This window comes from Vibrio sp. V09_P4A23P171 (assembly GCF_963875615.1).
GTDB classification, from domain to species: Bacteria; Pseudomonadota; Gammaproteobacteria; order Enterobacterales; family Vibrionaceae; genus Vibrio; species Vibrio anguillarum.
The window spans coordinates 181,321-192,207 of record NZ_CAWNMR010000066.1 but is presented as its reverse complement, the minus strand read 5'-3'; the positions used below and the strand labels follow the sequence as shown (position 1 = coordinate 192,207).

Here is a 10,887-nt window from a genome sequence, read left to right as displayed (position 1 = left end):
GTTCGGGTTGTCATGCCAATGGCATTGCCCGGTAGCTAAGTTCGGAATTGATAAGCGCTGAAAGCATCTAAGCGCGAAGCGAGCCCTGAGATGAGTCTTCCCTGGCACTTTAAGTGTCCTAAAGGGTTGTTCGAGACTAGAACGTTGATAGGTTGGGTGTGTAAGCGCTGCGAGGCGTTGAGCTAACCAATACTAATTGCCCGTGAGGCTTAACCATACAACACCGAAGGGGTTTTGTGGGCTCAATTGAAGAACATTGAATGTGTGAATGAGAACGAAACAGCTTTCCGAATTAAGAAATTTGCTTGGCGACCATAGCGTTGTGGACCCACCTGATTCCATGCCGAACTCAGAAGTGAAACACAACAGCGCCGATGGTAGTGTGGGGTCTCCCCATGTGAGAGTAGGACATCGCCAGGCTTTGAATATTGTCTAACCAGACACGCTGCGGAGCGGTAGTTCAGTTGGTTAGAATACCGGCCTGTCACGCCGGGGGTCGCGGGTTCGAGTCCCGTCCGCTCCGCCACTTATTAAGAGCCTCAGCAGTTATGTTGAGGTTTTCTTCAATGAGAAGCATAAATTATTTAGGGGTGTAGCTCCAACTGGCAGAGCAGCGGATTCCAAATCCGCGTGTTGGGAGTTCGAATCTCTCCACCCCTGCCATCTATCAAGCCTCCGCAGAAATGCTGAGGCTTTTTGCTATCTGTTCACTTCCTCTATGATAGTAATCCGAAAAATTAACTAATTCCGTTTACCTCATCCCTTCGGCACATTTTTGTGGCCAGCTCTCTGTACTCAAGCTGTATCCAAGAAAGCGATCCCGAGCGTGAAATAGCCTTAATTAGATCATATTGTTACTTCAATTGGCATTAAGAGCGGTTTAGCTTATCCATTTACTCAGTAAGTGATGGATGTAACTTTTTAAAAGCACTAGATTATCAGCATAACTTTCCTTGATTATTTTAGTAATTAGGTTCGATTTATTATGCTTAGCGGTTAAAATAACGACGGTTACTTTTAGGAATTCGTTATGGGACAGCTGTCTATTTTAGGTTTTATTGCATTAGGTGGCGCATTTGGCGCATGTGCACGTTATCTAGTTACCGAGCTATGTGTGTTCTTGTTAGGACGCGGGTTTCCTTATGGAACGCTCACCGTTAACGTTGTCGGCTCATTTATTATGGGATTATTGATCGCTGCTTTTGAGAGTGAATTACTTGCAACTGAGCCATGGCGCCAGATTATTGGTTTGGGTTTCTTGGGTGCATTAACCACATTTTCTACATTCTCTATGGATAATGTATTGCTGATGCAGCAAGGAGCCTTTCTGAAAATGGGTGTTAATGTCTTATTAAACGTGGTGCTAAGTATCTCAGCGGCTTGGATAGGTTTCCAGTTGTTGATGAGAAGTTAACGAAATTACAATTTCATCTTGGTTAATGGATAGTCTTTCCCTATAATCGTGACTCAACTTGTCGGAGTGCCATAAGGCTGAGACCGTATTTTCGGGATCCGTTGAACCTGATCAGGCTAATACCTGCGAAGGGAACAAGAGAATATGACCTGCTAGTGATCTATCTAGCGTTATATCCTTAAGATCAAAACTCTATTTTGATCAACTCTTGTGCATTAATCCGTCAAGCATTTATCCCTAGTACAAAAAGGAAGATGCTATGCCGAGTCGCAAACAAGCGAGACTGGAAGCCAAACAATTCATTGACACATTGTCTGTCGAACCCTACCCAAATTCCTCTAAAATCTATATTACTGGTTCACGTTCGGATATCCGCGTGCCAATGCGTGAGATTAAACTAGCTGACAGCTTGGTCGGGGGCACAAAGTCCTCACCGATTTATCAACCGAATGAATCTATATGCGTTTATGACACTTCAGGTGTTTATACCGACCCATCTCATACTATCGACTTATATCAAGGTTTGCCTAAATTAAGGGAAAAATGGATCGCTGATCGGGATGATACCGAGTGGCTTGATGAGGTCAGTTCTGCTTACACTAAAGAACGTTTATCTGATGATACATTGGACGAACTACGTTATGGGAACCTGCCAGCCATACGCCGAGCAAAGAAAGGGAAGTGCGTTACTCAACTTCATTATGCGCGGCAAGGTGTTATCACACCCGAAATGGAATACATTGCCATTCGCGAAAATACGCGACGTGGAGAGTGTATGGATGCACAACTGAACCAGCAACATGCAGGGATTCATTTGGGGGCTAATCTACCAAAGCAAATAACTCCTGAGTTTGTGCGTCGTGAGGTTGCCGAAGGACGAGCCATTATCCCGTCGAATATTAACCATCCGGAATCAGAGCCGATGATCATTGGTCGTAATTTTCTCGTCAAAGTGAATGCGAATATCGGTAACTCATCCGTCTCTTCATCAATTGAAGAAGAGGTTGAAAAATTGGTATGGGCAACCCGCTGGGGTGGGGATACCGTGATGGATCTCTCTACTGGGCGCAATATTCACGAAACTCGAGAATGGATTTTGCGTAATAGTCCCGTACCGATTGGCACTGTGCCCATGTATCAAGCATTGGAAAAAGTAAATGGTATTGCGGAGGATTTATCATGGGAAGTAATGCGCGATACCTTACTCGAGCAAGCGGAACAAGGTGTTGATTACTTTACAATTCATGCCGGTTTATTGCTTCGTTATGTGCCAATGACCGCGAAACGTGTTACTGGCATCGTTTCGCGTGGCGGCTCTATTATCGCTAAATGGTGTTTAGCCCATCATACTGAGAGTTTTCTTTACACTCATTTCCGTGAAATTTGTGAAATTTGCGCCAAGTATGACGTCGCCCTTTCCTTAGGGGATGGACTACGGCCAGGATCCATTGCCGATGCTAACGATGAAGCACAATTTGCAGAGCTGCGCACTTTAGGTGAGTTGACCAAAATAGCGTGGGAATATGATGTACAGGTCATTATTGAAGGCCCTGGCCATATCCCCATGCATTTGATTAAAGAGAATATGGATGAACAATTAAAGCATTGCCATGAAGCGCCATTCTATACCTTGGGCCCATTAACTACCGATATTGCTCCGGGATATGATCACATCACTTCCGGCATTGGCGCTGCGATGATTGGCTGGTATGGTTGCGCGATGCTTTGCTATGTAACACCGAAAGAGCACCTTGGTTTACCAAACAAAGAAGATGTTAAAACGGGTTTAATTACTTATAAATTGGCAGCACATGCTGCAGACCTTGCGAAAGGGCACCCGGGAGCACAAGTGCGCGATAATGCGTTATCGAAAGCACGTTTTGAGTTTCGTTGGGAAGACCAATTTAATCTTGCATTAGACCCAGTTACGGCGCGTGCTTTTCACGATGAAACTCTTCCGCAAGAGTCTGGTAAAGTCGCGCATTTTTGCTCAATGTGCGGGCCGAAATTCTGCTCGATGAAAATCTCTCAAGAAGTTCGAGAGTATGCGCTAGATACCAAGCAAGTTGCTGCTGATGCGCTCATTTCCGTTACGCTGCTAGATGACCCGTTACAAGGCATGAGACAGAAATCGCAAGAGTTTAAAGCCTCAGGATCAGAGCTTTATCATCCTGCTGTTAGTCAACGGTCAGTCGTTAGCGAGGAGTAATTAGATGATTCAATTACTTATCCCCCGTGATGACATTGCGTTGACTGCTCAAGTACAACAGGTTTTGCTATTGGCCAAGCATCATGGTTTTGATATCGATGATATTTTTTTGGGTGCCAGCCCAACTTTATATTGTCAATTAGTAACGCCTTCATACTCATCTTTGATTGGCAGCGATTGCTTAGCCTCGTGCGAAGATGCGCTAAGTGTTTTAACTGATAAGCCCAATTTATTCTTGCAATACCAAGTCAATTTTTGCGCTCAAATGCCATTTGAGCACTCCCAGAAACGAGAAACTTGTTTGGTCAAGATAGGGCTTACCGCTGCTGACTCACACGACTATGTTGATGAGTGGTATCACGGAGAAGAGCTGCGTAGTATAAGATACTCTACGAATGCTCATGCTGCTGATGCAAAGAGTGAGCACTTTGCTTGGGTTCTATCATTGTTGTGTCTCGACTTTCCACTAGAGGATGCTTTAGTGGTTGCTCGCGCGGCAATGAGTGTTTCACGTGAAACATGGCCAACGGATAGCCGATATTTTCCTCAGCTACAACATTCAGTAGCTGGCATCTTTGCTGACGATAAACAAAATCATATCTGTTTTCCAAAGATAGACAAAAATATTGGCCTTTACCCTGTTGTGGATAGCGCTGAGTGGGTCGAGCGGTTATTGAAGTTTGATGTAAAGACAATCCAACTGCGAATAAAAGATTCAACACATCCTGATCTTGAATCACAAATTATCGCTGCTATTGAGCTTGGACAAACCTATCAAGCACAGGTTTTTATTAATGATCATTGGCAGCTTGCGATAAAGCATGGTGCTTTTGGCATTCATCTTGGACAAGAAGATCTCACCAATGCAGATTTAGCACAAATTGCTCAAGCTGGGATCTGTTTAGGTATTTCAACTCACGGCTATTATGAGATTCTGAACATCGCTTCACTAAATCCCAGCTATATCGCTTTGGGTCACATATTCCCAACCACCACCAAAATTATGCCCTCTAAGCCACAGGGGCTTGTTAGGTTGAAACTTTACCAGCAGCTAATTGAGAGTTTAAGTTGTGCCGCCAACTCAGATGAAGTTGTAAGTGCAAAAATACCCACAGTTGCAATTGGCGGAATTAACCTAGAGAACGCATTGCAAGTTTGGCAGTGCGATGTATCAGGCTTGGCCGTTGTACGTGCAGTGACAGAAGCAAAATCACCTCAGTTGGTCATTGATAGTTTCAATCGAATCATACAAAACCGATTACCAAGTAGTGCTGAGGAGGTATGTGATTATGCTTTCTGATGCGCAATTTATCCGTTATCAAAGGCAACTTGCGCTCCCTGAAATAGGTGAGAATGGACAGCAATCTTTACTTGATAGCCGAGTGCTGGTTATTGGTTGTGGTGGTTTAGGGTCTGCGGCCGTTTTGTATTTGGCGAGTGCTGGTATTGGACAACTGGTAATAGTGGATGATGACCGAGTTGAAAGCAGCAACTTACCTCGGCAGGTGATCTACCGAGAGAGGCAAATTGGTCAAACCAAAGTCGATGCGATGGCAGAACAAATTAAAGCCATCAACGTTAATTGCAGAGTAAGAGCGATATCTAAACGCCTTATTGGTACTCAGCTCGAACTGGAAGTGCTGAATGCTGATGTCGTTCTTGACTGCACGGATAACATCCACAGCCGTCAGCAAATTAACCAGTTGTGCCGTAAACTAATTAAGCCATTGATTTCAGGTTCGGCTATTGGATGGAAGGGGCAAGTCATTGCTTTTGATCAACTGCCGTTGTCACCTTGTTATCACTGTTTAGTGCCTGATAGCGAACTGCCTGCCGCGCAGCGTTGTAATGAATTCGGTATTCTGGGGCCTGTCGTCGGAATCATCGGAACCCTGCAAGCTTTGCAAGCCATCATGATATTGACTCGACAGACGATGCGTAATGCTAACCAACTGACACTGTTTGATGCTCATTTGTTTCAATTCCAAACCTTAAATGTTGTTAAAGATCCTCAGTGTAAGGTGTGTGGGTACCCACAGACTGATCAGATGAAGGGAGAAGCCACATGTCAGATATAACGATCAAGATTAATCAGCAGTTTCATCAAGTTTCAGCGGGAACCAGTATTGCGGATCTCACCAAACTGCTTTCGATCACGATTACCGGTTGCGTGTTTGCCCTGAATCAGAGCGTAGTGCCGCGTAGTGCGTGGTCAACGACCCTATTAAGTGAAGGCGATCAAATATCGCTGTTTCAAGCCATTGCAGGAGGCTAAATGTTAACGATAGCGAATAAACAGTTTGAATCTCGCCTGTTCACTGGTACGGGGAAATTTGCCAACCGAGAGTTAATGACAAAAGCTATTGCCATATCTGGTTCACAAATGGCGACGATGGCATTAAAGCGAGTCGATCTTAACCAATTAAATGATGATATTTTAGCGCCACTTATCGAGTCAGGCGTCCATCTTTTACCCAACACATCGGGTGCGAAAAATGCGAAGGATGCGATTTTTGCTGCCCATTTAGCGCGTGAAGCGTTATCGACATCGTGGCTGAAGCTAGAAATTCATCCCGATCCTAAGTATCTGATGCCTGACCCTATCGAAACGTTAAAGGCAGCGGAACAATTAGTGAAAGATGGATTTATCGTATTACCTTATTGCCATGCTGACCCCGTGTTGTGTAAGCGTTTAGAGGAGGTGGGGTGTGCGGCCGTAATGCCATTAGGTGCGCCAATTGGATCGAATAAGGGGCTGGTCTCACGAGATTTTTTAGAAATCATCATTAACCAAGCTCGTGTACCCGTGATTATTGATGCCGGTATTGGCGCGCCATCGCATGCGGCTTTTGCGATGGAATTGGGCGCGGATGCTGTCTTAGTTAACACCGCAATTGCGGCCGCGCGCGATCCGATACAAATGGCGTTGGCATTTAAGTTGGCGGTGGAGTCGGGTCGAATGGCTTATGAGGCTGGGCTTGCAACTCAGGTTCATCATGCTATCGCATCCAGCCCTCTAACTGCATTTTTGGATCAATAGCGATGAGCTTTTTAGAACGTTTCAAACAACTCGATTGGGACGATATTGCGTTATCAATCCGTTCCAAAACAGCGTCAGATGTCGAGCGAGCATTGCATAAAGAGAAGCGCGATTTGGAGGATTTTAAGGCATTAATCTCTCCTGCTGCTGAGCCTTATATCGAGCAGTTAGCGCAACTTTCTTACGCACTGACGAGGCAACGCTTTGGCAATACTCTTTCTTTTTATATCCCGCTTTATCTTTCAAATTTGTGTGCCAATGCGTGCACTTATTGTGGATTTTCGATGGAGAATCGCATCAAGCGGCGTACATTAAGTTTGCATGAAGTTGAACGTGAATTGGCAGTTATCAAGCAGATGCAGTTTGATAATGTCTTGCTGGTCACTGGTGAGCATGAAACCAAAGTAGGCATGAACTATTTCCGGCAGATACTGCCGTTGATAAAGCGTGAAGTCAGCTATGTTGCTATGGAGGTTCAACCGCTTCAGCAAGCGCACTATGCGGAGCTAAAGAGCTTAGGTTTAGATGCGGTAATGGTATATCAAGAGACTTATCATCCATCGACTTACGCTTTACATCATCTGCGAGGCAACAAAATGGATTTTAACTTTCGCCTTGAAACACCGGACCGACTTGCCCGGGCGGGGATTGATAAGATTGGTCTTGGCGCTTTGATTGGCTTGGAAGATTGGCGGGCCGATTGTTTTTACGTGGCCGCTCACCTGGATTATCTTGAAAAGAGATATTGGAAGACGCGCTATTCAATTTCGTTTCCTCGCTTGCGACCTTGTGAAGGTAGGCTGCAACCTAAATCGGTTATGTCTGACAAGCAACTGGTTCAGCTCATCTGTGCATTTCGCTTGCTCAATTCAGAAGTGGAACTCTCGCTTTCTACCCGCGAATCGGCGCACTTTAGGGATAAGCTCATTCCACTGGGGATCACCAGCATATCGGCGGGATCAAAAACACAGCCTGGAGGTTATGCAATGCAAGAGGCCGAGCTTGAGCAATTTGTGATTAGCGATGAACGTACAGCCGCACAAGTTGCCGCCGCTGTTAAAGGGCAAGGCTTTGAAGTTGTGTGGCGAGATTGGCATGCTGCCTATTCTGGATGAGGTCATGGCTTGCACGTTTCACGTGAAACATATGGATGCATTCATTAAAGTATGGTGATTTGGCTAATAAGGTGAATTCGAGTTAAGAGAATCATAAGTTAAAGTAAAGGCGACCCGAGGTCGCCTTTCATCTTTCTAGGTTAAGTTACTACACAGAGACTACCTACAGCGCATTTGTTTTATCATGTTGAAGTTTAATCATGCTCAATAGGCAGTGTCGCTTGGCGCAACCACGCTTTGTTATCACCCTCAACGAGTGGACCAACTTGATCCCATACTTTTTGATGATAGTCATTTAGCCATGTGAGCTCTGGTCGAGTTAACATATTGATGTTGATCGCGCGCTTATCAATCGGGCAACGCGTGAGAGACTCAAACCCCAACACAGAGAAATCACCTTGTGTTTCAACTTCGACCACCAGTTCTAAGTTTTCTATACGAATGCCAAACGCATCGGCACGGTAATAACCGGGCTCGTTCGACAGTACCATACCTGGAAGCAGTGCGACGTTGTTGAAAACTTTGCTGATGCGTTGTGGCCCTTCATGGACACTCAAAAAGTGGCCGACTCCATGACCAGTGCCATGATCATAATCAAAACCATTAGCCCATAGGTGCTGACGGGCAAGTACATCAAGCTGATGACCACAAGTGCCTTTTGGAAAGCGTGCTCTGGCTAGTGCAATATGACCTTTAAGCACTAAAGTGAACTGTTTTTTCATCTCTTCACTGGGGTTACCAATAGCAATGGTACGCGTAATGTCAGTCGTACCGTCACAATATTGGCCGCCAGAATCGACAAGATAAAGTGAGTCTTGGGCTAATTGTCCTGGTTTTACTTGGTTGATGTGGTTGTAATGGCACATAGCTGCATTACTGCCTGCCGCTGAAATAGTATCAAAACTAAGATCGGCTAGAGTTGGGTCTTCCTCTCTAAATGCTTGTAAGCGGTCAGATAAATAGCCTTCGTCGTGCAGTCTTTGGCTAGCCACTTCATTATCCAACCAAGCAAGAAATTTGGTCATCGCCACACCATCACGCACATGGCACGCTTTCATTCCAGAGACTTCGGTTGCATTTTTTGCCGCTTTTAGCAGTAAGCACGGATCGGTGTCATTAATGATTTCAGCAGCGGAATTTTGTAAAGTCAGCGTAAACCATGCATTACTGGTAGCAGGATCGATCATCACCTTTTTACCTGCGAGTAAATTAAGCTGCTTTTCTAGTTGATCTGGATGGTGAACGCGAACGCCGCCACCGACATGCTTGTCAAATTCCGCAGGAAGACGAGCAGGGTCAAGGAAGAAATCGACGTTGGAGTCAGCATAAATAATGGCATGGGAAAGTAATACTGGTAATCGGGAAACATCAAGGCCACGGATATTTAACAGCCAGCAGATGGAATCAAGTTCTGTCAGTACCGCCGCATCAATCTTTTTCTTACTCAGCTGATGAGCTATTTGCTCACGCTTATCATGGCTACTGATACCGACGAGTTCATTACCCATCAAGCGCACTGCTGAAATTGCAGCGCTAGGACGGTCTTTCCATAACTCATCGATTGGATTATTGCCGACGGCAATAAGCTGTAACTCATCAGACAATTTTGCCTGTGCCGTTTTAAGCCAGCTTGCTCTATGCATGCGCGGATCAAATCCCACTTTACTACCTGAGACCAATGCGCTTTGGAGCCAATCGAGAACGGGCTCTTCAATCAAGTGACGGTACTCAAAGGTTGCCTCTGGCACTTGTTTACGAACTTGCACTGTATAGCGGCCATCCACAAAAATAGCCGCGTTATCGTGGGTGACCACAGCCGCGCCTGCCGAGCCAGTAAAACCAGTTAACCAATGCAGGCGTTCGTTGTGTTGCGGTACATATTCCCCGAGATATTCATCTTCGTGTGGAATGATGATGGCATCAAGCCCTTGCTGTGTGAGCCAGCCACGTAAGGCTGATACGCGTTGTGCGATTGAATCATGCATCTGTGTTATATCCTTTCTCATAACCGTCCGTTGTAGGGAACTGTGCAAATCCATAGCGAACCCTGACTTTACTATTGTGTCTATGGGGTTGTGGCGATGGGGACGAGCTTCAATAAGCTACTCTTTTTATCGAACTGGCGCAAACCGCAGCTTCACCTGAGATGCAGTGTTTTGGTTTGGATCATCTGCCTTAACCAGCTCAATGCGGGGTCACTTTCTCTGTCTCTGTGCCAAAATAACGTATAAGCCATAGGTGGAAATTCCATCGGTAATGGCAACACGACGAGATCCATCTGCTTGGCTACTAGGTGGGTGAAGTGGCTCGGCGCGGTAAAGATAAAATCAGTATAAGTACAAAGGCTGGTGGCACTATTAAAATCCGGTACTGTAATTGCGATGTCCCTTTCTCGGCCGATATCCGCCAAGCGATAGTCGAGTAGCCAGCGATCGTTACCATCGCAGCGCACTTGTACATGACGTAGCGATAAATAGCGCTCTAACGTCCAATTGTCTCGTAATGCTGGGTGGTCTTTACGTACCACGCACATTTGGCTATCTCGATAGATCTCTTGTTCACAGATATCATTGGGTGGCAGCATCGTCAATTTGGCATCATTGATATCAATGTCCTTGCCGGTAATGCCTAAATCCAACTCACCAAGCTGCAATTTCTTAAAGGTTTGATCGTTCCATGAGTGGGTGTTGATGTTGAGATTTGGACCTTGGCTGAAAATAGCGGGCAAAAAATGGGGGAGAATTAATGGGTAGACGCTTTCTACTGCCGCAATATGAAAACGGTATTCACTGCTTTGTGGTGAAAATTGTTGTGGTTGAGTGAGTAGCTCGAGCTGATTGATGAGAGTGTCGAGTTTGGGTTTGAGATAGAGCGCCTGCGGTGTGGCCTTTAAGCCATGTGAATTACGAATAAACAACGGGTCATTAAACTGCTGACGAAGCTTGGCAAGCGATTTACTGACGGCAGATTGACTCAAACAGAGGCGATGGGCGGCGCGCGTTACGTTCAGTTCTTCTAGCAGTACGGACAGACAAACAAGCAAATTAAGATCGATTCTGGCTAATTTTTCTATATTCATCTGTATTTCCATTTGGGAATAATTGTGATG

Annotated in this window: 9 protein-coding genes, 2 tRNA genes, 2 rRNA genes and 1 riboswitch; of the genes, 11 read left to right on the top strand and 2 right to left on the bottom strand. The window is 45.3% G+C overall.

The genetic code is table 11. The annotated features are described in order from the left end of the window. From AACT23_RS15985 to thiH, 11 genes are all read left to right on the top strand, one after another. Positions 1 to 217: ribosomal RNA gene (locus AACT23_RS15985) — 23S ribosomal RNA — on the top strand; the annotation flags it as partial. An 87-nt stretch (positions 218 to 304) separates the two neighbouring features. Beyond that, positions 305 to 420 (top strand): 5S ribosomal RNA (gene rrf / locus AACT23_RS15980). Between the two features lie 29 nt (positions 421 to 449). Further along, positions 450 to 526: transfer RNA gene (locus AACT23_RS15975), tRNA-Asp, on the top strand. 60 nt (positions 527 to 586) lie between these two features. Next, positions 587 to 663, top strand: a tRNA-Trp gene (locus tag AACT23_RS15970). A 367-nt stretch (positions 664 to 1,030) separates the two neighbouring features. After that, positions 1,031 to 1,414: a fluoride efflux transporter CrcB gene (crcB, locus tag AACT23_RS15965; RefSeq protein ID WP_013855606.1), complete on the top strand. Its 384-nt coding sequence runs from the start codon at positions 1,031 to 1,033 to the stop codon at positions 1,412 to 1,414. Between the two features lie 52 nt (positions 1,415 to 1,466). Further along, a riboswitch (TPP riboswitch) is annotated at positions 1,467 to 1,565 on the top strand. 108 nt (positions 1,566 to 1,673) lie between these two features. Next, positions 1,674 to 3,623 carry a phosphomethylpyrimidine synthase ThiC gene (gene thiC / locus AACT23_RS15960; RefSeq protein WP_094127955.1) on the top strand — a complete coding sequence of 650 codons (1,950 nt, stop codon included), beginning with the start codon at positions 1,674 to 1,676 and terminating at the stop codon, positions 3,621 to 3,623. Between the two features lie 4 nt (positions 3,624 to 3,627). Beyond that, positions 3,628 to 4,923, top strand: a complete 1,296-nt coding sequence (gene thiE / locus AACT23_RS15955) for a thiamine phosphate synthase (RefSeq protein ID WP_094127953.1) — start codon at positions 3,628 to 3,630, stop codon at positions 4,921 to 4,923. Continuing rightward, the gene (locus AACT23_RS15950; protein WP_019282122.1) at positions 4,913 to 5,701 is read left to right on the top strand and encodes a HesA/MoeB/ThiF family protein; all 789 of its coding nucleotides are present in this window, start codon (positions 4,913 to 4,915) and stop codon (positions 5,699 to 5,701) included. Before thiE ends, AACT23_RS15950 begins: the two co-directional genes overlap by 11 nt. Further along, positions 5,689 to 5,898, top strand: a complete 210-nt coding sequence (gene thiS, locus AACT23_RS15945; RefSeq protein WP_010319419.1) for a sulfur carrier protein ThiS — start codon at positions 5,689 to 5,691, stop codon at positions 5,896 to 5,898. The genes AACT23_RS15950 and thiS overlap by 13 nt, the downstream gene beginning before the upstream one ends. After that, the gene (locus AACT23_RS15940) at positions 5,899 to 6,663 is read left to right on the top strand and encodes a thiazole synthase (protein WP_019281193.1); all 765 of its coding nucleotides are present in this window, start codon (positions 5,899 to 5,901) and stop codon (positions 6,661 to 6,663) included. Between the two features lie 2 nt (positions 6,664 to 6,665). Further along, on the top strand, positions 6,666 to 7,778 hold the full coding sequence (gene thiH, locus AACT23_RS15935) for a 2-iminoacetate synthase ThiH (protein ID WP_094127951.1): 1,113 nt from the start codon (positions 6,666 to 6,668) through the stop codon (positions 7,776 to 7,778). Between the two features lie 194 nt (positions 7,779 to 7,972). Here the strand turns inward: thiH and AACT23_RS15930 are convergent, their stop codons facing one another. Together AACT23_RS15930 and AACT23_RS15925 are read right to left on the bottom strand one after the other, a co-directional pair. Then, the gene (locus tag AACT23_RS15930) at positions 7,973 to 9,763 is read right to left on the bottom strand and encodes an aminopeptidase P family protein (protein WP_176428644.1); all 1,791 of its coding nucleotides are present in this window, start codon (positions 9,761 to 9,763) and stop codon (positions 7,973 to 7,975) included. A gap of 152 nt (positions 9,764 to 9,915) precedes the next feature. Next, a complete protein-coding gene (locus tag AACT23_RS15925; protein ID WP_094127947.1) occupies positions 9,916 to 10,857 on the bottom strand; it encodes a LysR family transcriptional regulator in 942 nt (313 codons plus the stop codon). Between the last annotated feature and the right edge of the window lie 30 nt (positions 10,858 to 10,887).

Excerpts from the sequence above, each read along its gene's own strand:
- crcB (WP_013855606.1), top strand. The coding sequence starts at position 1,031 with ATGGGACAGCTGTCTATTTTAGGTTTTATTGCATTAGGTGGCGCATTT.
- thiC (WP_094127955.1), top strand. The coding sequence starts at position 1,674 with ATGCCGAGTCGCAAACAAGCGAGACTGGAAGCCAAACAATTCATTGAC.
- thiE (WP_094127953.1), top strand. The coding sequence starts at position 3,628 with ATGATTCAATTACTTATCCCCCGTGATGACATTGCGTTGACTGCTCAA.
- AACT23_RS15950 (WP_019282122.1), top strand. The coding sequence starts at position 4,913 with ATGCTTTCTGATGCGCAATTTATCCGTTATCAAAGGCAACTTGCGCTC.
- thiS (WP_010319419.1), top strand. The coding sequence starts at position 5,689 with ATGTCAGATATAACGATCAAGATTAATCAGCAGTTTCATCAAGTTTCA.
- AACT23_RS15940 (WP_019281193.1), top strand. The coding sequence starts at position 5,899 with ATGTTAACGATAGCGAATAAACAGTTTGAATCTCGCCTGTTCACTGGT.
- thiH (WP_094127951.1), top strand. The coding sequence starts at position 6,666 with ATGAGCTTTTTAGAACGTTTCAAACAACTCGATTGGGACGATATTGCG.
- AACT23_RS15930 (WP_176428644.1), bottom strand. The coding sequence starts at position 9,763 with ATGCATGATTCAATCGCACAACGCGTATCAGCCTTACGTGGCTGGCTC.
- AACT23_RS15925 (WP_094127947.1), bottom strand. The coding sequence starts at position 10,857 with ATGAATATAGAAAAATTAGCCAGAATCGATCTTAATTTGCTTGTTTGT.